At 58.7% G+C, this 23,112-nt stretch carries 22 protein-coding genes; 17 read left to right on the forward strand and 5 right to left on the reverse strand.

Translation table 11 applies throughout. From position 1 onward, the window contains the following. Positions 1-52: 52 nt before the first annotated feature. The 3 genes from CLU80_RS25345 to CLU80_RS25355 all read left to right on the forward strand — a co-directional run bounded on the left by CLU80_RS25345 (position 53) and on the right by CLU80_RS25355 (position 2,383). Entirely contained in the window at positions 53-1,000 is a 948-nt protein-coding gene (locus CLU80_RS25345; RefSeq protein ID WP_099758714.1) for an ABC transporter substrate-binding protein, read from the forward strand. 131 nt (positions 1,001-1,131) lie between these two features. Continuing rightward, the gene (locus CLU80_RS25350) at positions 1,132-2,031 is read left to right on the forward strand and encodes a polysaccharide deacetylase family protein (protein ID WP_093437378.1); all 900 of its coding nucleotides are present in this window, start codon (positions 1,132-1,134) and stop codon (positions 2,029-2,031) included. 109 nt (positions 2,032-2,140) lie between these two features. Next, positions 2,141-2,383 (forward strand): DUF1652 domain-containing protein, encoded by a 243-nt coding sequence (locus CLU80_RS25355; RefSeq protein ID WP_093437383.1) that lies wholly within the window; start codon positions 2,141-2,143, stop codon positions 2,381-2,383. Positions 2,384-2,387: 4 nt separating this feature from the next. Here the strand turns inward: CLU80_RS25355 and CLU80_RS25360 are convergent, their stop codons facing one another. Continuing rightward, the gene (locus tag CLU80_RS25360) at positions 2,388-2,750 is read right to left on the reverse strand and encodes an NUDIX hydrolase (RefSeq protein WP_093437386.1); all 363 of its coding nucleotides are present in this window, start codon (positions 2,748-2,750) and stop codon (positions 2,388-2,390) included. 224 nt (positions 2,751-2,974) lie between these two features. Here CLU80_RS25360 and CLU80_RS25365 point away from each other — a divergent pair, with 224 nt between their 5' ends. Further along, positions 2,975-3,172 (forward strand): DUF2188 domain-containing protein, encoded by a 198-nt coding sequence (locus tag CLU80_RS25365; RefSeq protein WP_099758715.1) that lies wholly within the window; start codon positions 2,975-2,977, stop codon positions 3,170-3,172. Positions 3,173-3,232: 60 nt separating this feature from the next. Here CLU80_RS25365 and CLU80_RS25370 read toward each other — a convergent pair whose 3' ends face one another. Then, positions 3,233-3,472 (reverse strand): hypothetical protein, encoded by a 240-nt coding sequence (locus CLU80_RS25370; RefSeq protein ID WP_016983018.1) that lies wholly within the window; start codon positions 3,470-3,472, stop codon positions 3,233-3,235. A gap of 184 nt (positions 3,473-3,656) precedes the next feature. Here CLU80_RS25370 and CLU80_RS25375 point away from each other — a divergent pair, with 184 nt between their 5' ends. The 5 genes from CLU80_RS25375 to CLU80_RS25395 all read left to right on the forward strand — a co-directional run bounded on the left by CLU80_RS25375 (position 3,657) and on the right by CLU80_RS25395 (position 8,847). Further along, positions 3,657-3,992, forward strand: coding sequence for a hypothetical protein (locus tag CLU80_RS25375; protein ID WP_099758716.1), 336 nt, complete (start codon positions 3,657-3,659; stop codon positions 3,990-3,992). A 333-nt stretch (positions 3,993-4,325) separates the two neighbouring features. Continuing rightward, entirely contained in the window at positions 4,326-4,838 is a 513-nt protein-coding gene (gene fae / locus CLU80_RS25380; RefSeq protein WP_093437400.1) for a formaldehyde-activating enzyme, read from the forward strand. A gap of 10 nt (positions 4,839-4,848) precedes the next feature. After that, complete coding sequence (locus tag CLU80_RS25385; RefSeq protein ID WP_099758717.1) at positions 4,849-5,883, forward strand: aldo/keto reductase; 1,035 nt, start codon at positions 4,849-4,851, stop codon at positions 5,881-5,883. Next, positions 5,880-7,313, forward strand: coding sequence for an NAD-dependent succinate-semialdehyde dehydrogenase (locus CLU80_RS25390; RefSeq protein ID WP_099758718.1), 1,434 nt, complete (start codon positions 5,880-5,882; stop codon positions 7,311-7,313). The genes CLU80_RS25385 and CLU80_RS25390 overlap by 4 nt, the downstream gene beginning before the upstream one ends. A gap of 169 nt (positions 7,314-7,482) precedes the next feature. Then, entirely contained in the window at positions 7,483-8,847 is a 1,365-nt protein-coding gene (locus CLU80_RS25395; RefSeq protein WP_099758719.1) for an MFS transporter, read from the forward strand. Between the two features lie 198 nt (positions 8,848-9,045). Here CLU80_RS25395 and CLU80_RS25400 read toward each other — a convergent pair whose 3' ends face one another. Together CLU80_RS25400 and CLU80_RS25405 are read right to left on the reverse strand one after the other, a co-directional pair. Further along, on the reverse strand, positions 9,046-9,921 hold the full coding sequence (locus tag CLU80_RS25400; RefSeq protein ID WP_093437416.1) for a LysR substrate-binding domain-containing protein: 876 nt from the start codon (positions 9,919-9,921) through the stop codon (positions 9,046-9,048). A gap of 208 nt (positions 9,922-10,129) precedes the next feature. Then, positions 10,130-11,308: a hypothetical protein gene (locus tag CLU80_RS25405; RefSeq protein WP_099758720.1), complete on the reverse strand. Its 1,179-nt coding sequence runs from the start codon at positions 11,306-11,308 to the stop codon at positions 10,130-10,132. 186 nt (positions 11,309-11,494) lie between these two features. Here CLU80_RS25405 and CLU80_RS25410 point away from each other — a divergent pair, with 186 nt between their 5' ends. The 6 genes from CLU80_RS25410 to CLU80_RS25435 all read left to right on the forward strand — a co-directional run bounded on the left by CLU80_RS25410 (position 11,495) and on the right by CLU80_RS25435 (position 19,192). After that, positions 11,495-12,427 (forward strand): LysR substrate-binding domain-containing protein, encoded by a 933-nt coding sequence (locus CLU80_RS25410; RefSeq protein WP_099758721.1) that lies wholly within the window; start codon positions 11,495-11,497, stop codon positions 12,425-12,427. A gap of 234 nt (positions 12,428-12,661) precedes the next feature. Then, positions 12,662-14,086 carry an aldehyde dehydrogenase gene (gene aldA, locus CLU80_RS25415; protein ID WP_099759411.1) on the forward strand — a complete coding sequence of 475 codons (1,425 nt, stop codon included), beginning with the start codon at positions 12,662-12,664 and terminating at the stop codon, positions 14,084-14,086. A gap of 82 nt (positions 14,087-14,168) precedes the next feature. After that, positions 14,169-15,488: an MFS transporter gene (locus CLU80_RS25420; protein WP_099758722.1), complete on the forward strand. Its 1,320-nt coding sequence runs from the start codon at positions 14,169-14,171 to the stop codon at positions 15,486-15,488. Between the two features lies 1 nt (position 15,489). Beyond that, positions 15,490-16,707, forward strand: a complete 1,218-nt coding sequence (locus tag CLU80_RS25425; RefSeq protein ID WP_093437436.1) for a mandelate racemase/muconate lactonizing enzyme family protein — start codon at positions 15,490-15,492, stop codon at positions 16,705-16,707. Between the two features lie 163 nt (positions 16,708-16,870). After that, positions 16,871-18,484, forward strand: a complete 1,614-nt coding sequence (locus CLU80_RS25430; RefSeq protein WP_099758723.1) for a GMC family oxidoreductase — start codon at positions 16,871-16,873, stop codon at positions 18,482-18,484. 102 nt (positions 18,485-18,586) lie between these two features. Next, positions 18,587-19,192, forward strand: a complete 606-nt coding sequence (locus tag CLU80_RS25435; protein WP_099758724.1) for a DUF6338 family protein — start codon at positions 18,587-18,589, stop codon at positions 19,190-19,192. 118 nt (positions 19,193-19,310) lie between these two features. Here CLU80_RS25435 and CLU80_RS25440 read toward each other — a convergent pair whose 3' ends face one another. Continuing rightward, entirely contained in the window at positions 19,311-20,231 is a 921-nt protein-coding gene (locus tag CLU80_RS25440) for a LysR family transcriptional regulator (RefSeq protein ID WP_099758725.1), read from the reverse strand. A gap of 119 nt (positions 20,232-20,350) precedes the next feature. Between CLU80_RS25440 and CLU80_RS25445 the strand changes: the two genes are divergently transcribed. Together CLU80_RS25445 and CLU80_RS25450 are read left to right on the forward strand one after the other, a co-directional pair. Then, complete coding sequence (locus CLU80_RS25445; RefSeq protein ID WP_093437454.1) at positions 20,351-21,718, forward strand: MFS transporter; 1,368 nt, start codon at positions 20,351-20,353, stop codon at positions 21,716-21,718. Between the two features lie 30 nt (positions 21,719-21,748). Continuing rightward, positions 21,749-23,023, forward strand: a complete 1,275-nt coding sequence (locus CLU80_RS25450; RefSeq protein WP_099758726.1) for a glucarate dehydratase family protein — start codon at positions 21,749-21,751, stop codon at positions 23,021-23,023. The last annotated feature ends 89 nt before the right edge of the window (positions 23,024-23,112 follow it).

The following is a 23,112-nucleotide window of genomic DNA, read 5'->3' on the forward strand; positions in this document are numbered from 1 at the left end:
ACCTTGAATCAACAGCGTTATGGTCTATGCAATTACTTTCGCAGGACTCGCCATGAAGCTTTCTCGTTTCCTCCGCAGTGCGTTAATCACTGCATTATTTACCTCGCCACTTTCCTACGCAGCCGAGCCCTTGGTCCTGCACGTCGGTGATCAGAACTACTACAACATCCGTGCCTCGGTGGAGGCGTCCGGCGTGTTGAAAGACGCGCCTTATACCGTCGACTGGAAGCACTTCCAGGCCGCTGCACCCTTGGCGGAAGCCTTGCAAACCGGTTCGCTGGATCTGGGCTTTCTGGGTGATTCCGGTTTTCTGTTTCTGGCTGCCAAGCAGGCGCCGGTGAAACTGATTGGCGTATCGCGGCAGAATCCGGACACCATCGCGTTACTCGTGCCGAAGGACTCGCCGGTAAAAACCATCGCTGATCTGAAAGGCAAGAAAGTCGCTTATTGGCCTGGCGCCTGGAGTCAGCAGTTGACCTTGCGCGCCCTGGAGCAGGGCGGTCTGCCGGAAAACTACGTCGATTTCGTCAAACTGATGCCGATCGATGCCGCCGCAGCCCTTCCACAGGGCAGCATCGACGCTTTCCCGGTATGGGAACCGTACATTTCCCAGCAGATCGTATTTTCCGGCGCGCGGCCGATTCTGACCGCCAAGAATCTGATGCCGGGCCTCAGTGCTATCGCGGCGTCGACACCGTCCATCGACAGCAAACGTGCAGCGATTGCGGATTTTCTCGGGCGCTTGAAGCAGGCGCGGGCCTGGGTCGACAGCCACACGGATGAATACGCCGATCTGTGGGCGAAGAAAGCCAATCTCGATCAGCAGGTTTCGCGCCACTGGTTGCGTCAGGCGCACATGACTCTGGGACCTGTAGACGAGCAGGCGGCTTCAGACCTGCAAAGTACCGCTGATTTCCTGTTCAAAGTGAAAGCGCTGCCGGCACCGTTGGTCACCGCAGGGATTATCGACACGTCCTTTCAACAGGCATTGGCTCACTGAGCGAGCGCCGGAACCAAACCCTGTGTACCTTATCCAACCTCCGCTCGCAGATCGGGGCGCAAGGATGGATAAGGGCGAGGGAGTTTTGCCAATCGACAACATGACGGCAGCCGCCGTGCTCAAGGCAAAACATGACATCCGGATTCAAGCTTCTCTGTGCAGCGCTCATCGCCCTCGGGCTGGCCGGTTGTATCGCCGCCCCGATAGAAATGACCGCGCAAACCGAAACGCGCCTGAAAACTCAGGCACCGGTGCGCTTCCTGTTGACGTTCGATGACGGCCCCAGCGCATCCAGTTTCTGGAATCCGTCGGCGACGGTGCTCGACAGCCTCAAGGACAATTCGCTGATGCCGAATATCAAAGCGGTGTTCTTCGTGCAGACGCGCGCACCGCGAGCGGGCAACAGTGACATTGGTCGCGGCATCATGCGGCGTGAGTATGAGGAAGGCCACATACTGGCGTTTCACACGGCCACCCACTGGCACACCAATCATCGCTTGCTCGATCCGCAAGAACTCGAAGAGTCGCTGACCAACGGCACGGCTGATATCGCTGCCATCACTGGCGCGCCGCCGAAGTTGCTGCGCCCGCCGTTCTGGAATTACGACAAACGTACCTTTGCCGCTTATCAACAGCATGATTTGCATGTGTTGCTCACGGATTTAAGTGCCAACGATGGCAAGATCTGGGGCTTCAATGCCAGCCCGAGGCGTCGGGCAAACATGCTGCGACAATTATCAGAAGTTCGTGAACGGATTGCCCTTGGCGAATTTCCGACCGTTGACGGGGTGATTCCGGTAGTAGTGACGTTTCATGATCTGAATCGCTATACCGCGCGGCACACGCGCGAATACCTGCAGATTCTGCTCGATAGCGCCGCCGCCACGGGCGTGAAGCTGGCTGACAAGCCTTTCTACGATGATCACGCTGAACTTGAGAAAGCCGCATTGGCCCGTACGGTGGAAAAAAGTTCGGAGCCGGTAAATTTGCCGGGGATGTGGAACTGGATCTGGGATCACGACGCACACTGAGGGCGAGGTGGATTGTTGTGATCGGGTTGGCATTTTGTATCGGGCAAGCCACAAATGGCTCATCTATGCTCAACGAGTCGACCGACCAACGCCTGCGAGGCGTGCACTCATGCTTGCCATTGACGATATTTGCCGGATTGTCGAATCCGGCTTTCCTGCGTTCAAGTGTGACTGCATTCCGAGTGCGCAGGGACTGCTGCAAATCAAGGTTTATGAGCCGGACAGCGGGCGTGTCGAATTGCTGCTCACTGGCGTTTCCCCGGAACACCTCGTCACGATCCGTGACATTTCCAACTTCATCGGTGAGTTACGCACCGAAATGAGCGCCGGTCGCCGGGCCTTTGCTGGTTAACGCCTCATAAACGTCGTCGAAACGCTTCAACAATGCGCAATGTCGCCTCACTGGTGTGCAGATTGCGCACTGCGTCCAGCGGATGCCAGATGCAATCAATGATCTCGTTCTGCGGCCGCACCTGTTCGAAGTCCAGCACGGAGACCTCGTAGACATGATGCTGTGTGCTGCCGCTCTGCAATTCCATTAAATACAACACATCGTCGGCGTCCAGGCCGGTTTCTTCTTGCAGTTCACGTACGGCAGCCTGCGCTCGGGTTTCCCCGGGCTCGACCTTGCCGCCGGGCAATGTCCAGCGGCAGCGGGGTTTGCGTACCAGGAGAACGTGGCGATCCTGTTCGCATATAACGGTTGCGCGTACTTTCATCTGTTACCTGTTTATTGCTTGTCACGAAATGGTAATAAAACTGCAATATTTGAGCCGGAGCCAGCAACAAAGGTTTCATTGGAGTTTGGAGCGTTTGCGGCGGGGAAAAGTGCCAGAGCCATGACGGATGCGGCTTGCGACACCCGGTCGGCATTTCGGGCGGATCAGGGTGTAAGGTAAAAGCTTAAAGCTGGATCTGACCGTTAGCGAAAATGGAGGTGTCCATGAGCATGCCGATGTTGATCAAGATGCACATGAACGGCTATGACGTGCTTAGCGTGAACAATGGCCCATGGCGGGTTTGCACTCAGGGCGATCGGCTGGCGTCGTTTGGCAGCAGGGAGGAAGCACTGGCCTATGCCGCTGCGTTGCCTGGCTACAAAAAACGCTCGACGCGCGCGCAAAGTCACAAAACCCACTGACTGGCTGTAACGAAGAAGCCCCGGCCTGAGTCGGGGCTTCTGTTTTAGGGGAGGGTGGTCTCAGTGGACCTTGGTTCGGCTGATGGCGCGGGCTTTCACTTCCTTGGCATAGAGTTGCAGCCGTTCTTCATCGCTTTGCAGCACCTCACAGGATCTCAGCACGCTTTGCGCATCTGCCTCGTTGCCGGATTTGCGCAGTTGTTCTGCGATACGTTTGAGGTCGACCGCCGACCATCTCAAGTCCGATGCAACGCTTTGCAGGTCGCGTTGAAGTTCGTGTTCATATTCATTGAGCCGCATGATCACCTCCAGAACATTCTCGGTAGAAAAGAGTAGTCGCATTTTTCGTCGATGGGCAAAGCCTGTTCGTCAGCACGCTGAACGGTTGTGAAAAGTTGTGCAGATTGCGCCAAGGGCGCGGTGCCACGATGGATGTAGCGCCGCTTACACGCTACATTCACTTTTTTCAGATCAGGAATACACCATGCGGATATGGATCGGGAGTCTGGCGTTGGCCATGTTGGCAGGTTGCTCGTTGCCGGCCTCGCTGGTGCCGGGTGAGCCGAATATCAGCAAGACCAGTACCAAGTCGCCCAAGGACTATGCTGCGTGTTTATTACCGTTGTGGCAGAAGGATGTGGCCAAGACTTCGCAGACATCGATTTCCAACGGCTACCGTATCACCGCGCCAAGCATCATCACGGCGGACGAGATCCTCGATATCGTCAAGTATAAGGATGGCAGCCGGGTTTCGTTGTATCAGGGGCCGCCGTGGGCCAAGTCCGGGTCGTTGCGCCAATCGGTGCGTGACTGCCTGTAACCACGCCTGCAGGCGGTGTGCATCGAGCGCCGGCCATCAATGGCCAATCCGGACGCATCGCCTTCAACCATCCCGCTCTCTGAGCGGGTTTTTTTTGCCCGCGAGAAGGGCTATGACTAAAACTCATTGCCCCATGATTTTTAATGGTTACGGCCGGCTCCAGTCCCGGTGTTAAAAAATCGCAAACACAGCTCATCAATAACAACCAGAGAGCGTTTGCAGCCATGCCCCCTTTATCCCGCCGTCTCTCCCTCCACCCGTTATTGAACACGCTCGCTATCAGGTGCGCGTGAGCTATCGAACATCCCTCGTATCGCACAAGAGTAATGACTGATGAAAGAACTCGACCTGTACATCGGTGAAGGTTTCGAAGGCCCGGGCGTCAACGCCGCACACATCAATATTCTGATCGGCCCGCGCAATGGTCCGGCGGGGCAGGCGTTCGCCAACAGCCTCGCATCGCCTAGCCAGGGCCACTGCCCGTTCATGGTGATCGCGCAACCGAACATCCCGGTCAAACCGATGACCTTGTACGTGAATAAAGCCGCGATCAGCAGCGACCTGCACGGCAACGCCACGTGGGGCGCCTCGCAGGCCGGGATCGCCAAAGCCGTGCTCGAAGCGCTGCTTGACGGCACGCTGCCGCCGGAAGCCGAAGACGAATGGGCAATCGTCACCGCCAATTGGGTCAATCCTGCGTGCGACGACCTCGATGCGGTGTACCTGAACAACTACAACGCCTGCCGCACCGCGATCCGCGCGGCACTGACCGGCAAGCCGGAAACCGCGCAACTGAAAGACGTCGTTGCGCACATCAGCAATCCTTTCTACACGCCAAAAGCCTGAGGTCGACGCCATGCAATACATCCGTTTGGGCAACTCCGGCCTGCAGGTTTCGCGTCTGTGCCTGGGCACCATGAACATGGGCACGCCGGACTGGAAACCGTGGATCTTCGATGAAAAGCAGAGTGAGCCGATCGTCGCGCACGCACTGGACAACGGCGTGAACTTCATTGACCTCGCCGACTTCTATTCCGCCGGTGTCGGCGAAGAGGTGGTGGGTCGCATCGTCAAGCGTCTGGCCCGTCGCGAAGATCTGGTGATCACCACCAAAGTCGGTTACGGCACCCGCAGCGGCATCAACGCCAGCGGCCATTCGCGCAAGCACATCATGGACAGCATCGATGCCTCGCTGAAGCGTCTGGACATGGATTACGTCGACGTCTTCATGCTGCATTACTTCGATGTGAACACCCCGGTCGAAGAAACCATGGGCGCCTTGAATGACATCGTGCGCTCCGGCAAGGCCCGTTACATCGGCGTTTCGACCATGCTCACCGGGCAGCTGGCGAAGATCCTCATGGCCTGCGAGCGCAATGGTTGGGTCAAACCGATCAACATGCAGCTGCAACTGAACTGCGCTTACCGCGAAGAAGAGCGCGAAATGATCCCGTTCTGTCGCGATCAGGACATCGGCGTATCGGTGTTCAGTCCTTTGGCGCGTGGTCTGTTGACCGGTGACGTGCAGTCGACCCGCAACCAGACCGACTTTTTCACTCAGCAGATGTACAGCGACGAAGCCTCGTTCGAAATCGCCCACTCGGTGCAGCGCGTAGCCCGTGCTCGCGGTGTGTCGAATGCGCAGATCGCCCAGGCTTGGGTGGCGAACCATCCGGGCGTTGATTGCATGCTGGTCGGCGCCGACACCACCGCGCAATTCGACAGCGCATTGGCCGCACTTGAAACCAGGCTCGACGCTGATGAACTGCATGAGCTGGAACGCAATTACACCCCGTGCGACGTGATCAACGATTACACCGCCGGAAAACGCATCCTCCGCTCGGCGCGGCCGGGGCTTGAGCGTTTCACTCTGCAGGGAGCGGTGGCATGAGCGATTTGATCCGTCACGGCAACTTCATCGATGGCCAGTGGGGGCAGGGCGGCGCGACCTATCCGGTGCGCAACCCGGCCAACGGCGAGCTGATCACTGAGGTGCAGAAGGCTGGCGCCGAAGCGACCAGCCTGGCCATCGACGCCGCCCACCGCGCACTGCCGGCGTGGCGCAAATTGACCGCGAAGGAACGCAGTCAACGCCTCAAGCGCTGGAGCGAATTGATGCTCGCCAACCAGAAGGATCTGGCCACGCTGCTCAGTCGTGAACAAGGCAAGCCGCTGGCCGAGGCCATGGGCGAAGTGGTTTACGCGGCGAGTTTTCTTGAGTGGTTCGGCGAGGAAGCCAAGCGGGCCTACGGCGATGTGATCCCGAGCCACAAGGCCGATGCGCGAATCATCGTGGTCAAGGAAGCCATTGGTGTGGTCGCGGCGATCACCCCGTGGAATTTCCCGTTGGCGATGGTCACTCGCAAGGTCGGGCCGGCGCTGGCGGCGGGTTGCACGATGATTCTCAAACCATCGGAAGAGACGCCGCTGTCGGCCTTTGCCTTGGCCGTGTTGGCCGAGCAGGCGGGGATTCCGGCTGGTGTCTTCAACATTGTGTCCGGCGATGCCGTCGCCATCGGTGGCGCGCTGCAGGCATCGAGCATCGTGCGCAAATTGTCCTTCACCGGCTCTACTCGCACCGGCAAGTTGCTCATGCGTCAGGCCGCCGACACCTTGAAAAAGGTCTCGCTGGAACTGGGTGGCAATGCGCCGTTCATTGTCTTTGACGATGCCGATCTGGATGCCGCAGTCAAAGGCGCAATGGCCTCGAAATTCCGCAACACCGGGCAGACTTGCGTGTGCGTAAATCGCTTCTTTATTCAGGACGGCGTCTACGAAGCCTTCACCGGCAAGCTTGCGGAAGCGGTGGCAGCGATGCGCGTCGGCAGTGCACTGGACGGTGATACCGAACAAGGTCCACTGATCAACAGCGCGGCGCTGGCCAAGGTGGAAAGCCATGTCAGCGATGCCCTGGAGAAGGGCGCGACATTGTTGTGTGGCGGTCGTCGTCACGCCTTGGGCGGCACGTTCTACGAGCCGACCATCCTCACTGAGGTCAACGGCGACATGTTGATTGCCCAGGACGAAACCTTCGGTCCGGTGGCAGCGTGCTTCCGCTTCAAGGACGAGGCCGAAGTGCTGGAACGTGCCAATGACACGCCTTTCGGGTTGTCGGCGTATTTCTACAGCCGCGACATCGGCCGGGTCTGGCGTATGGCTGAAGGCCTGGAGGCGGGCATGGTCGGGATCAACGAAGGGATCATCTCCACGGAAGTGGCACCGTTCGGCGGAATCAAGGAATCGGGCCTCGGCCGCGAAGGTTCGAAGTACGGTCTGGATGACTATCTGGAGATCAAATACCTGTTGATGGGTGGTCTCTGATTCCCCGAAAACAACAATCTTTGTGAGCGCTGAGCCTGCTCGCGAAGACGGTCTATCAGTGGAAAGTAATGTGACTGACATGCCGCCTTCGCGAGCAAGCTCGGCTCCCACAAAAAGCAAAAGCAAGAGCAATCGGTTTCTCCGTCAATAACAACAATTGGAGACGAACATGTCCGCTCAACCCATAAAAATCGATGACCTGCCGATCGGCCGGTTTCACATCAAGATCGCCGGCCTGACCTTCGGCGCGCACTTCACCGACGGCTACATTCTCGGCCTGATCGGTATCGCGTTCACCTTGCTCAGTCCGCAGATGCAGCTGGATGCGTTCTGGCAAGGCTTGATCGGCGCGTCGGCGTTGATCGGGCTGTTTCTCGGCAGTCTGTTTTTCGGCTGGATCTCCGACAAGGTCGGCCGCCAGAAAATCTTTCTGGTCAGTTTTGTGCTGATCACCGTGGCCTCGGTGATGCAGTTTTATGTCGAAACAGCGATGAGTCTGTTTCTTTGCCGAGTGCTGATCGGCATCGGCTTGGGCGGCGATTTCAGCGTCGGCCACGCGATGCTGGCCGAGTTCTCGCCGAAGAAACATCGCGGCGTTTTGCTCGGTTCTTTCAGCGTGATCTGGACCTTCGGTTACGTTGCCGCAACCTTCGTCGGCACGGCGATGCTCAGCCTTGGCGATGATGCCTGGCGCTGGATGCTGGCATCGTCGGCGATTCCGGCGGCATTGATCCTGATCGCGCGCATCGGCACGCCGGAATCGCCACGCTGGCTGGTCAATCAGGGACGCATCGCCGAGGCGCGGGCGATCGTCAAAAAACACTTGGGCGATAACGTCGAACTCGACGAAACCCGCTCCACGGAAACCCGTTCCGGGTATGCGGTGCTGTTCAGCCGTGAGTACCGCAAGCGCACCGCGTTCAACTGCCTGTTCTTCGTGTGCATCGTGATGCCGTACTTTGCGATCTACACGTTCCTGCCGTCGATTTTGCAGAAGATGGGCCTGGCCGAAGGCTTCGGCACTGAGTTGATGTTGAACATGCTGCTGATCCTCGGCGCGCTGATCGGTATCTGGTGCACGATCAAATTCACCCGGCGTGGATTCCTCATCAACTCGTTCATCATTCTCGCGGTGGCGCTGTTTCTGCTGGCGGTACTGCCGGGCAGTGCGGCGTGGCTGATGGTGCTGGTGTTTGGTCTGTTTACGTTGGTGTTGTCGGCGGTGAGCAATCTGGTCGGGGTGTTCCCGGCGGAGAGCTTTCCGACCGAGGTTCGCGCCAGCGGTATCGGGCTGGCGACGGCAGTGAGTCGTTTGGGGTCGGCCGTGAGTACGTTCCTGCTGCCGGTAAGTGTGGCCGGGATCGGCTTGAGCCCGACGATGGGCATTCTCGCGGCGATTCTGGCGATTGGCGCATGGCTGTCGTGGGCGTGGGCGCCGGAGACCAAATCGCTGACGTTGAGTCAGGCGTGCAAGGCGCAGACCACGGTGGAGGGGAGTTCGATTGTGGTGAGCAAAATCGCTACGCCGATTTGATGTGCAAGGCTTAAAACCTTCCCCTCACCCCAGCCCTCCCGAAACGTCGGACCGCCCCCAAGGGGCGAGGGGGAAAGGGGGCGATCTATGTAATATTCAAAATCTACGTTCGACTCGGTATCTCAGGTCGGCGTAGTTCGAATAATCACCTCACCCTAGCCCTCTCCCTCCGGGAGAGGGCTAGGGTGAGGGGCTCTTTCAGGGATTGCTCACCAGGCTCAGCCAATCGGTGAACAGCTTCACTTTCGACAGGCCTTGCTTGTCATTCGCCACATCCAGCCAATACCCATACGGGCCGATCACTTCAATCGGAGTGATCGGCACCAGGCTGCCGTTGGCCAACTCCTTCTCGATCATCTGCCGATCAATCACCGCCAGTCCGCCACCCGCCAGTGCGGTGTGAATCACCTGATCGAGTGTGCTGAATTCCAAGCCTTGTCCCGCATCGATATCCTCTCGCCCCATCGCCGCCAGCCAGTTCTCCCAGACCTTCAGACGCTTGCCGTCATGCAGAATGTGCAACAACGGAAACTCGTGCAGGTCTGGCGCTTGATCGCCGTTAAACAGCTCCGGACTGGCCACCGCAATATGCCGTTCCATGACCAATAGCTGACTGGCGCAGTGCGTTGACGCGGCGAGGCCAAAACGAATGTGGCAATCGATGTCCGCGAGGCTGTCGTGACTGGCCTGATTGGTCACGCTGAGGCTGATGTCGGGGTAGCGCTGGCAGAACGCGCGCAGGTGTGGCGACAGCCAGCGCGTGGCCCAGGTCGGTGGGGCGAGTACGCGCAGGCGCTGGCGCAGATTGGGCACGCGTACCGCTTGCAGGGCGCGCTCCATATGATCGAAGGCTTCGGCCAGATGCGGTTTGAGATTGCTGCCGGCTTCGGTCAGCGAGAGGCCTTGCGGGGTGCGCACGAACAGCGCGACGCCGAGGTAGTCTTCGAGTTGTTTGATCTGGCGACTGACTGCGCCCTGGGTGACGTTAAGGCCGAGTGCGGCCTGGCTGAAGCTGCGATGACGCGCGACTTCTTCGAACACGCGCAGGGTGTTGAGGGAGGGCAGTTGACGCATGGAGGCAGAACCCCGGATCGAGCGTTTGGCTCGGTTTGTTTTTGTAGGTTTTGTTTGTAGGGGGTATCTGACTATTGGTGAGGGTTTGATGCAAGTGGAGTTTGTGCGGGCGCCTTCGCGAGCAGGCTCGCTCCTACCCTGGAATGCATTCCAATGTGGGAGCGAGCCTGCTCGCGAAAGCTATCTCATCGGCGCAATCATGTCGGGATCAGAAGTAGTAACCAACGTTCACATACAACTGGTTCTCCCACTGATCCAGCCCACCCGCAGCCAGACTCTGGGTGTAACTGCTGCCGCCAATGTACGGATCATTCCGGCCAAACAACCACTCGGCCGCGACCCACAATTTGCTCACCGAAAACGAGCTGCCGAGGATCATCCGCTCTGACGTCTTGTAGCCGCTGGCGGATTTGTCGAAGGCGCTGTAGTTGGCGTAAAGCTTGACCCCGCTGACCTGATCAAAGAGGTATTTGCCTCCGACGTCATAGCTCAGGTCGGCCACGTACAGATTGCCGCGACTGGCGACGTTGTAGGTGCCGTCGTAGCCGCCGAGGGTGACCACTTCATCACTGCCGGGATTGCGCGGCGACATCTGTTGCCGCGCCGCTTGCAGTTGCACGCCCCAAGGCCCGTTCTTGCCCAGATAGTGAATGGCCACGGCGTTGCGCCGGCCATCGTTGTGGGTGTCGCGGTTCTGCAGGCTGGAAGTCAGGCCGGAGACGCCGACCTCGGATTTCCACGGACCCAGATCGAGTGCCTTGGCCACGCGCAGCACCACGGTGTTGCGTTCCTGGTTGTCGCTGCCATCGGCGACATAGCTGTCGGCCTCGGAGACGATGCTGGAGTAGCTCACGCCATTGCTGGTGCCTTTTCCTTGCCACGCCGGGCGCAGGTAGTAACCGGCCTGGACGTTCCAGTCGCCACTTTGCTGGATGTACTTGGCGCCGACCTGTTGCACGTCTTCGAGGCCGATAACGTTGCCAAGGGTTTCGTAGAAGGTGCTGCCGAAGTACGGCTGCAAGCCGAACGGCACGGTGTTCAGGCCGACCTGCACTTGCTGATCGGGATTGAATTTGTAGCCGACCCACGCGAACTTGGCGAACTGGATGTCGCCGTAGTTTTTCGTGTACTGGTAGGGATACGAACGACCGTAAAAGCGGTACTGCGCTTCACCGATCCAGCTGTCGGAATTGTACTTGGCACTGAGGAATACCGTGTCGAGACCGAACTTCTGAATGTCGCGATCCGGGTCCAGGTCCCAGCGCGCACGAATGGCGCCGCCCAGATCAAGATTGTCGGTGACCTGCACAGCCATCGCCGGAGCGGCAATGCTGCAGAACAGGATGATGGACGTGGTGCGCAAGCGAAAGGAAGCAGAGAAGGGCATGGAGCGGCTCTCGATTGTTTTTATTAGAGATGCCGCGCAGTTTTGCCATCCGCTGGTGGTTGAACAAACGATAAAAACGGTGAGTAAACCTGCATCGAATGCATGTTACTCGGAAATTCCTGTAGGACAGTCCGGCACAGTCGTGGGATGCTTTGTGCCCTGTCAGTGGTTTTCGAGTGCCTTGATATGAAACGCAAAATGCCCGGCCTGAACGCACTCAAAGCGTTCGAGGTGGCCGGCAGCACCGGTAGTTTTACCCGCGCCGCCGAGTTGCTCAATGTCACCCAAAGCGCCGTCAGCCGGCAGGTGCGGCAATTGGAAGAACAGCTCGGCGAAAGTTTGCTGGAGCGCCGCCATCACCATTTGGAGCTGACCGGTGCCGGCAAGATCCTCCTGCGGGCATTGCACCAGTCATTCGACAAGATTGAGCTGACAGTGCGCAGCATTCAGCAGAAAACCCACTCCAACCGCTTGCACGTCAACGCACCGCCAACCTTTACCAGCCGCTGGTTGATGCCACGTCTGGGGCGTCTGCGCGAACAGCATCCGGAGCTGGAATTGAGCATCACCACGCGCTTGCAGGACAGCCTTGCGGAAACCAGTACGCTCGATTGTGCGATCCGTTTTGGCGACGGCGAGTGGGACGGTCTCGACAGTTCATTGTTGATTCAGGAGCGCCATATCGCCGTGTGCGCCCCCTCTCTGTATGCCCGCGAAAGTGGCGAGTCGGGCATTGATCTCAATCGCCTGACGTTGTTGCACGTATTGGCCAAAGAGGATCAGCGTTATCTGACCTGGAAACATTGGCTCGATGCGGCGCGGATCACCGGCGTGGATACCCAGGGCGGCTACGAGTTCGATCTGCTGGATCTGGCGATTCGGGCGGCGACCGATGGTCTGGGCATTACCATAGCCGACTGGCATATGGTCGCTGCGGAACTGGCCAGCGGGCAGTTGACGCAAGTGCTCAATGTGCATGTGGAGGGACACCAGTCGTATTGGCTGGTGACCCGGCCGGAGCAGACCGAGATGCCGCAGTTGCAGGTTTTTTCGCAATGGCTGCAAGAGGAAATCTGGCTGGCGCAGCGCCAGTTAGAGCCCTCGACCGCTGCTATCTGAATCAGCCCAGATTCCCTTGTAGGAGTGAGCCTGCTCGCGATGGCGGTGTATCAGCGAAAAATAGGTGGCTGACACACCGCCATCGCGAGCAGGCTCACTCCTACAGGGGATTTGTGCCGATGCGGGGGTAACCTGCATTTTTCGAATGTTTAACCGCCCGATAAATCGTTTGTTCAACCCGCCATCGATGACAAGACTGGTGGCATTGATAAAAACAAACGATGGGCGATGCACATGCGAATCGAGCGAAATTTTGTTAACGGCCAATTTATCGAGCCTGCCAGCGCGGCGTTGATCGCGGTCTACAACCCTGCCACCGAAGCGTTGCTCGGCCATGTGTCGGGTGCCACCGCCGAAGAAGCCACCGCGGCGGTCGATGCAGCGGCAGCGGCACAAAAGGTCTGGGGCAAACTCACCAGTATCGAGCGCGCCGAACATCTGCGAGCCTTGGCCACCGCCCTTGAAGATCGCGCTGAAACCATCGGTGCCGCACTGGCCGCCGAATCCGGCAAAAGCGTTAGCGATGCCAGCAACGAAGCCCGTTACGCCGCGCAGATCACTCGCTACCACGCAGAGTGGGCGCGCCGTATCGAAGGCGAAATCATTCCCAGCGACAGCCCTGACGAAAACCTGTTTCTGCACCGTGAGCCGATCGGCGTGGTTGCCTGCCTGATCCCGTTCAACTACCCGGTTTACACGTTGCTGCGCAAAATCGCCCCGGCGCTGATCGCCGGTAACACCGTGGTGGTGCGCCCGAGCAACAACACACCGACCTCGGCATTTGAAATTGCCAAAGCGGTGCAGCAATCGGGCATGCCGGCCGGTGTGATCAACATCCTGACCATGGATCACGCCACGGCAGCGGCCGTTTGCACCCATAAGGCCGTGGGCCTTATTACCCTGACCGGCAGCGTCAACGCCGGGCGCATCGTTCTCGATTATTGCAAGGCAAACATCGCCAAACCTTCGCTGGAACTGGGTGGCAAGACCCCGGCGATCATCGAAGCGGATGCCGACCTGGAAGCGGCCGCGACAGCAATCATCGCGTCGAAAACCACGCATTGCGGTCAGTTGTGCACGGCGGTAGAGCGTGTCTATGTGCAGGAAAGTGTCTACGACCGGTTCCTCGCACTGCTCAAGGCCAAAATCGCTGAAGTGAAATTCGGCGACCGCGCCACCGACGCCAACCTGATGGGACCGCTGGTCAACGCCAGTTCGCAGCGGAACATCCATGCTTTGGTCGAGCGCGCCATCGCTGACGGCGCAATCCTCGAAAGCGGTGGCGTGCTGCCGCAAGGCCCGGGGCATTTCTACCCGCCGACGCTGCTCAGCGGTTGCCGTCAGGACATGGAAATCGTTCAGGAAGAAATCTTCGGCCCGGTGCTGCCGGTACTCAAATACCGCGACATCGACGAAGCGCTGGCCATGGCCAACGATCATCAGTTCGGTCTGTCGTCGGTGCTCTACACCGAGAACTACCGCACCGCACAGAAAGTCGCCAACGCCATCGAGGCCGGCGAGTTGTACGTCAATCGCACCCCGGCCGACCCGTATCAGGGCTACCACGCCGGCTGGAAACGCTCGGGCCTGGGCGGCGATGACGGCAAGCACGGCATGCTCGAATTCACCCAGACCCGACTCGTGGTCATGAAGTACTGATCCACCGCAACACGCCTCACGCTGCACCTATAAAAACAATTATCAGGGGCGCCCGGAGCACGGGTCGCCCGAGGTCACTTCAATGTCCAAGCATGCATCCTCTGCTGCCGCTGTTCAGGGTTCCACGTCGGTTGTGAAAAGCCAGAGCGACAAGGGAAGTCGCTATTTCCAATTGATGTTGCTGGTGCTCGCCGCCGGCGCAATCTATCCGATTCTCTATCTTCGTCAGGTCTATCAAACGACCATGCTCGAGGTGTTCCAGATCAACCACAGCGAGCTGGGGTATCTGTACTCGATGCTCGGCACGATTTTTCTGCTCAGCTACTTGCCTAGCGGTTGGCTGGCCGACCGCATTGCGCCGCGCTTTCTGATTTTCTTCTCGCTGGTGGCTACCGGTGCTCTGGGCCTGTGGTACTCGACGGCACCGTCGATGAGCGGGCTGATGATCATCTTCGGTTGCTGGGGGGTGACCACCGGTTTGACCTTTTGGGCCTCGGTGCTCAAGCGCGTGAAGATGATTGCTCATCACACGGAACAGGGCCGGTTCTTCGGGATTCTCGACGGTGGTCGCGGGCTGGTTGAGGCGTTGCTGGCGACGGTCGCGCTGGGTCTGTTCGCGTTTGCCACGGAGACACGGGGCGAGTCGACCGCCGAAGGCTTCAAACACGTGGTTTATCTGTATGCCTTCACCTGTATCGCCATCGGCTGCTTGCTGGTGCTGATCAAGGACCCGAAGTCGATGGAAGACACGCCCTCGGTGGAGAAGGGCAAGTTCAATCTGCTCAGCGATCTGGGCACGCTGGTGAAGATCCCGGAGCTGTGGCTGGTGACCGCCATCGTGTTCTGCGGGTATCACATCTTCTGGGCGACCTACAGTTTCTCCGATTACTTGCAAGGCAGCGGCATGACGGCGGTCATGGCCGGCACCATCACCACGATCAAGTTGTGGATGCGCCCGATCGGCGGCATCGGTGGCGGCTGGCTGGGCGACAGGTTCTCGAATATCTCGGTGCTGATCGTCGCGCTGCTGCTGGCCAGTCTGGCCATCGTCGGGCTTATCGTATTCCCCGCGCTCAACAGCATTGGCCTGTTGATTGCCACGGTGATTTTCATCGGCCTGATGACTTACGCGATTCGTGGTCTGTACTGGGCGATTCTCGACAGCTGCAACATTCCGCTGCGCATCACCGGTCTGGCCATCGGTATCGTCTCGGTGGTCGGTTACATGCCGGATGCCTTTATCCCGCTGATCAACGGCTACCTCACCGAGCACTTTCCCGGCGCCCTCGGCTACAAGCTCTACTTCGGCTACATCGCGACTATCGGTCTGATCGGCACCCTCGCTGCCGTGACCTTGCGTGCCCGAATCAATCGTCAATCTTCGAAAAAAGCAGGTGCCTGAGATGAAAATCATCGCCCTTGAAACCCATATCGTTGCCGTACCGCCACCGCACATCGGCGGCATGTACTGGCTGTTCGTCAAGCTGAAGACCGATTGTGGCATTGAAGGTGTCGGCGAGATCTACGCCGCGACCTTCGGCCCGAAAGCCATGTTGCCGATCATTGAGGACGTGTTCGAACGCTACCTGCTCAATCACGATCCGCACCACATCGAGCGCTTCTTTCGCCAGGCGTATTCCAGCGGATTCACCCAGCGTCCCGATCTGACCATGATGGGCGTGGTCAGCGGTCTGGAGATGGCCTGCTGGGACATCATCGGCAAAGCCGCGAACAAACCGGTTTACGAGTTGCTCGGCGGCAAGGTCAATGAACGTCTGCGTTCCTACACCTACCTGTACCCGGTCAACAGCCGTGGCGAGTACGACTACGACGACCCGGATCTGGCCGCCGAGTGCGCGATAGAGAACATGAACAAAGGCTTCACCGCCGTGAAGTTTGATCCGGCCGGCCCTTACACCGCGTACTCCGGGCACCAGATTTCGCTGGAAGTGCTGGAGCGATGCGAAACCTTCTGCCGCAAGATTCGCGAAGCAGTCGGCGACAAGTGCGACCTGCTCTTCGGTACCCACGGGCAGATGGTGCCCTCGTCGGCAATCCGCCTGGCCAAGCGTCTGGAGAAATACGACCCGCTGTGGTTCGAAGAGCCTGTGCCGCCGGGACAGGAAGAGGCCATGGCGCAGGTCGCGGCGAAGACCAGCATCCCGATCGCCACTGGCGAGCGCCTGACCACCAAGTACGAATTCTTCAAGCTGTTGCAGGCTGGCGGCGCGTCGATTCTGCAGATGAACGTGGCACGCTGCGGCGGTCTGCTCGAAGCCAAGAAGATCGCCAGCATGGCCGAAGCCTACTACGCGCAAATCGCCCCGCACTTGTACAACGGGCCGATTGGCGCGGCGGCGAGTTTCCAGTTGGCGACCTGTACGCCGAATTTCCTGATTCAGGAAAGCATCGAGACGTGGGGTGGCTTCCACGCGCAAGTGCTGACCAAACCGTTGCAGTGGGAGGACGGCTACATCATTCCGTCCACCGAGCCGGGCCTGGGGGTTGAGCTGAACATGGACGTGGTGCGCAAGCATTCGCCGTACACCGGCGAGCGTTTGCACCTGCAGATGGCGCCGACCCCGGTGGACGTGAAAGACAGCTCACCAGCTCGCGGCTGACACAGGCTTTGATTGCCAGGCCAGTCCCCTGTGGGCGTGAGCTCGCTCGCGAACCGACGGGGTGTCAGGCAATGAAAATGCGAGCTGACAGGCAGTCTTCGCGAGCAAGCTCGCTCCCACAAGGGCGGCGAATTTTGTACAACGACTTACGCGGTAACCGTGCATGACATACGACTACATCATCGCTGGCGCCGGCGCCGCTGGCTGCGTGCTGGCCAACCGGCTCTCGGCCTCGGGCCAATACACCGTGCTGTTGCTGGAAGCGGGCGGCAAGGACAGTTCCCTGTGGTTCAAGATTCCAGTCGGCTTCGCCAAAATGTATTACAACCCGACCTTCAACTGGATGTATTACAGCCAGCCACAGAAACAACTGAGCAACCGCGAAATCTACGCACCGCGCGGCAAGGTGCAGGGCGGCTCCGGCTCGATCAACGCGATGATCTACGTGCGCGGCCAGGCTCATGATTTTGATGATTGGGCCGCCAATGGCAACGACGGTTGGGGCTTCAAGGACGTGTTGCCGTACTTCCGCAAACTGGAAAATCATCCATTGGGTGACAGCGAATATCACGGTGGCAGCGGCCCGATCAGTATTACGCCGATGAAGGGCCAGACTCACCCGATCTGCGATGTGTTTCTTGAGGGCTGCTCGGAACTTGGCTATCCGCGCAGTGAAGATTTCAACGGAGCGAAGTTCGAAGGGGCGGGTCTCTACGACGTCAACACCAAGAACGGTCAGCGCTGCTCCAGCAGCTTCGCGCATCTGCATCCAGCACTGAAGCGGCCGAACCTGACGGTCGAGCACTTCGCGCTGGTGGATCGGGTGTTGTTTGATGACGCGCAACAACAGGCGACCGGGATCTCGATTACTCAGCATGGCGTGGTACGAACCTTTACTGCACGCAAGGAAGTGATCTTGTGTGCAGGTGCCGTCGACACACCGAAGATCCTGCAACTGTCCGGCGTGGCGGATCGTGAGCTTCTGGCCAAACATCAGATTCCCTTGGTCAAACACCTGCCGGCAGTCGGGCAGAACCTCCAGGATCACCTGTGCGCCAGCTATTACTACAAGGCCAATATCCCGACGCTCAACGATGAACTGAGTTCGCTGTTCGGTCAGTTCAAACTCGGCGTGAAATACCTGCTGACGCGCAAGGGCGCCTTGGCCATGAGCGTCAATCAGGCCGGTGGTTTCTTCCGTGGCGACGCGCAGCAGAATCACCCGAACCTGCAGCTGTATTTCAACCCGCTGTCGTACCAGATCCCGAAAAACAACAAGGCCAGCCTCAAGCCTGAGCCGTATTCCGGCTTTCTGCTGTGCTTCAATCCGTGCCGGCCGACCAGCCGTGGGTATATCGAAATCGCCTCGAAAAATCCCCGGGATGCGGCGCTGATCGATCCGAATTACCTGAGCACGCAAAAGGATATCGACGAGGTGATACAAGGCAGTCGCCTGATGCGCAAGATCATGAATGCGCCGGCGCTAAAGGCCATTACCGTTGACGAGGTTTTGCCTGGGCCGGCGGTAGAAACAGACGAACAGATGTTGCAGTACTTCCGCGATAACTGTGGCTCGATCTATCACCTCTGCGGTTCGTGCGCGATGGGCGTTGACGAGCAGACGTCGGTGGTCGACAAGCGGCTGAAGGTGCACGGTTTCCAAGGGCTGCGGATTGTTGATGCGTCGATCTTTCCGAACGTGACATCGGGCAATACTCACGCGGCGGTGTTGATGGTGGCGGAGAAGGGCGCGGATCTGATTTTGCAGGATGCGTAATGAGTGGTGACAGTTGCGCGTGAGGGTTTTCAGCCGTGTGCACTAGGCTTTTGGGGGGCGGTCGATAGTCAGATCGGCCGGTCTTTCAAGGAGCCTCGGATCATGGATGATCTGGTCAAAGAAGTAATTCCGCTGTTGCAGTACCTGATTCCCGGTTTTTTGTCGGCGTGGATTTTTTATTCGCTGACGGCTTTCAGACGACCCGATACGTTCGGGCAGATTGTCCAGGCGCTGATTTTTACATTTGTGATTCAGGGCGCGGTATTGGGGATTGGCACTCTGTGTCTTTGGGTGGGTTCGAAAGGATTTTCTGTAGGGAAGTGGGATGCTCGGGCCGAGGCTTTGTGGGCCTTTATTGTTTCAGTATATCTCGGCGGCCTTTCCTGTTACTTGGCTTCAAATGGGGTGTTGCATGCGTCGCTACGCAAACGAAATCTGACGCGGAAAAACTCCCATCCCAGCGAGTGGTACAGCGCTTTTGAGGGGCACGATCGCCTTGTTACTTTGCATCTGAGTGATGAGCGGCGATTGTTTGGCTGGCCGCTGGAGTGGCCCACCGGACCATCGGAAGGACAGTTCATCGTGTTAAATCCCCACTGGCTTGGTGATGATGGCTTGGCGCTCCCTTTTGGCGCCGAATTATTGGTGATAGATTCCTCGAAAGTTCAGTGGGTCGAATTCAGTTCCGTCAAGGAGGATTTATTATGAGTGCCAAAGAACCAACCCCAATTCCACCTCACATCGCGCGCCTATTTGTAGGCCCAGACGGTAAGCCATTGGCAAAACCCCTGGTTAAAGGACCCAGTGCGCCTCCACCGCCAAAGCGCTAATCAGCGTCGCCAGTCACCTGGCCCCACCCCTCAGCCACCGCCCGGCGAATCGCTTCCAGCAACATCGCAAACGCCGGGTTGTCGTTGTTCTCGCGCCAGATCAGATGCAGCTCGCTCTGCACGCCTTCACCCAGATCAATGTCGCGGAACACCACATTCCTGAACACCACACTGGTGGCGCAGCGCGGTACCAGCGCGAGGCCCATCCCGGCATTCACCAGTGCCAGAATCGTCAACGATGAGCCCAGCCACTGCACATAATCCGGCGCAACCCGAGCCGAGCGCAGCATTCCGGTGAGCAATTCGTTGAATGGCGGATACGCGGCATGGGAGTACATCAGGAACGGTTGTTTATCCAGATCACTGACCGCCACTTCAGCCGCCGACGCCAATGGGTGTCCGCTCGGCACCGCCAGTACAAACGGTTCGCGCACCAGGCATTCAGTCGCGTAGCCAGGCTCCAATAGCGGCGCACGGGCGATGCCCAAATCGATGCGTCGCGCGCGCAGGGCTTCGTGTTGCTGGTAAGTGTTCATTTCCGACAGATCAATTTTCACCTGCGGTTGTTTCAGGCGCGCCTCGGCAATCACCTTAGGCAGAAATTCATACACCGCGCTGCCGACAAAACTGATATTCACCGTACCGATGTCGCCCTCTGCGAACCGTCGGGCAGTGACGGCTGCTTGCTGTGCGCGCTCCAGCAGGTTCTGTGCTTCGACGAAGAACGCCCGACCGGCAGCCGTTAGCGCGACGCTGCGAGTGCTGCGGGTAAACAGTTCGACGCCGAGGTGATGCTCAAGCAACTGAATCTGCCGGCTCAGTGGCGGCTGGGTCATGTTCAGTCTCTCAGCGGCGCGGCGAAAGTTGAGTTCGGTGGCGACCGTGGTGAAGCAGCGCAGTTGAGTCAGTTCGAACATTGATCTAATCCGGGTATCAATCGAATGCCAAGTTAGATTAGACGGGATCAATGATCGCCGTCCATGATCGACCCATCGCTTTACGCCATCCCTAAAAAAACAAGATCGGGAGTCGCCCCTTGAAAACCCTCCAGAGTCCGCTGGACGTCACGGTGCTTGCCCGTGCCGCCGCCAAGGTCAAGCGCCACGTGCTGCCGCTGTTCGTGGTGATGTTCATCGTCAACTACATCGATCGGGTCAACATCGGTTTTGTGCGCAGTCACATGGAAACCGATCTGGGCATCGGTGCGGCGGCTTACGGCCTCGGTGCCGGTTTGTTCTTCGTTGGCTACGCGCTGTTCGAAGTGCCGTCCAACATGCTGCTGCAACGTTACGGCGCACGGGTCTGGCTGACGCGGATCATGTTCACCTGGGGCGCGGCCGCCATGGCCATGGCGTTCGTTAGAGGTGAAACCAGTTTCTATGTGCTGCGCTTTATTCTCGGCGCGGCCGAAGCAGGGTTCTTTCCGGGGATCATTTATTACTTCACCCAATGGCTGCCAGCCTCCGAGCGCGGCAAGACCATGGCGGTGTTTCTCAGCGGTTCGGCGATTGCTTCGGTGATCTCCGGCCCGGTGTCCGGTGCGTTGCTGCATATCAGTGGCCTGGGTTTGCATGGCTGGCAGTGGATGTTCCTGATCGAGGGTGCCGCATCGGTGGTGCTCTGCGCATTTGTCTGGTTCTGGCTGCAATCGCATCCGCGTCAGGCCAAGTGGCTGAGCGAAGAGGAACGCGAAGCGCTGGTGGCGGCAATTGCCGAAGAGCAGCGCGCTCGTGAGGCGGTGCAAGTGGCCAAACCGTCGATGTTCAAGCTGTTGGCGGATCGGCAGATTGCGCTGTTCTGTTTCATCTACTTCTCCATTGCCCTGACCATTTACGGCGCGACGTTCTGGCTGCCGAGCATGATCAAGAAGATGGGCAACCTCGGTGACTTCCAGGTCGGCCTGCTCAATTCGATTCCGTGGATCATTTCGATTGTTGCTATGTATGGTTTCGCGGCGATGGCCGGCAAGTGGAAATTCCAGCAGGCCTGGGTCGCGCTGACACTGGTGATCGCGGCGATCGGCATGTTCATGTCGACCACTGGCGGGCCGATCTTCGCCTTCGTTGCCATCTGTTTCGCCGCCATCGGCTTCAAGGCTGCGTCGGCGTTGTTCTGGCCGATTCCGCAAAGCTATCTGGATGCGCGCATTGCCGCTGCAGTGATCGCGTTGATCAACTCCATCGGCAACCTCGGCGGCTTCGTTGCACCGACGGCGTTCGGCATCCTCGAAGAAACCACCGGCTCCATCGAGGGCGGTCTTTATGGCCTGGCGGCGACGTCACTGGTCGCTGCGGTGGTGATCTTCTTTGCTCGCACGGCCCCGGGTGCCAAGGGTAAAACTCCGGCAAAGCCCCATGACGAGACCGCCGTTGTCGCGACGGCCAGACCGGCCGCGAGCCATTGAATTGATTGTTGATCTGTCAGGAGCGTTATCTTGAAAATCACCCGTGTCACCGTGACCCCGATTGCCTTTCGTGATCCGCCGCTGCTCAACGCCAGCGGCATCCACGAACCCTTTGCCCTGCGCTCGATCATCGAGATCGAAAGCGATAACGGCTACATCGGCCTCGGCGAAAGCTATGGCGATGCCCCGGCGCTGGCGATCCAGCAGCAGTTGCAGGCGCAGTTGATCGGCCTCGACCCGTTCAACCTCAACCAGTTGCGCGCGATCGTGCAGGCCACCGTTGCCGCGAACAAACCTGCAAGCATTGCTGGTGCCGAACTGGCGCCCGGTTCCCACGCCAGTAAAGCAGTGAGCAATGCCTATTCGGCGTTCGAAGTGGCGTTCCTCGATTTGCAGGCGCATTACCTCAATGTGCCGCTGGTGGATCTGCTCGGCGGTGCCATTCGCGATGAAGTGCCGTTCAGCGCCTACCTGTTCTTCAAGTATGCGCAGCATGTCGATTCGCCGTACAAACCGGACAATTGGGGCGAGGCGCTCAGCGAGCAGCAGATCGTCGCGCAAGCCGCGCGGATGATCGAGGCGTACGGTTTCAAGAGCATCAAGCTCAAGGCCGGCACCTTGCCGCCGGAGCATGAGGTGGCGTGCATCAAAGCGTTGAAAAAGGCTTTTCCCGGTTACCCGTTGCGCATCGATCCGAACGGCAACTGGTCGCTGGAAACCTCGATTCGCATGGCCGAGTTGCTCGGCGATGATTTGCAGTATTACGAAGACCCGACCCCGGGCCTCGACGGCATGGCCGAACTGCACAAGCGTACTGGTCTGCCGCTGGCGACCAATATGGTGGTCACCGATTTCGACGAGTTCCGTCGCAGCGTTGCGCAGAACAGTGTGCAGATCGTGCTTGCCGATCACCATTACTGGGGTGGCCTGCGCGACACGCAGACGCTGGCGAAGATGTGCGATGTGTTCGGTCTCGGTGTGTCGATGCATTCCAATTCACACCTGGGTATCAGCCTGATGGCGATGGCGCATGTCGCGGCGGCGGTGCCGAATCTGGATTACGCCTGCGACACCCATTACCCGTGGCAGGAGCCGGATGAGGAGGTGATCAAGGGTGGCAAACTGCCGATTGTCGATGGTTGCGTGAAGATCACCCGCGCGCCGGGGCTTGGGCTGGAGCTGGACCGGGATCAGTTGGGCAAGCTGCATGATCAGTACCTGACGTGCGGGATTCGTCAGCGCGATGATGTGCGGCAGATGCAGCGCTACAAGCCGGACTGGAGGGCGGTAAAGCCGAGATTTTGATGTCGTGCTCGCTGGCCTCTTCGCGAGCAAGCTCGCTCCCACATTTGATCTGTGGCGTTCACAAATCCTTTGTGGGAGCGAGCTTGCTC

The organism is Pseudomonas sp. 29 (genome assembly GCF_002754355.1).
GTDB classification, from domain to species: domain Bacteria; phylum Pseudomonadota; class Gammaproteobacteria; order Pseudomonadales; family Pseudomonadaceae; genus Aquipseudomonas; species Aquipseudomonas neuropathica.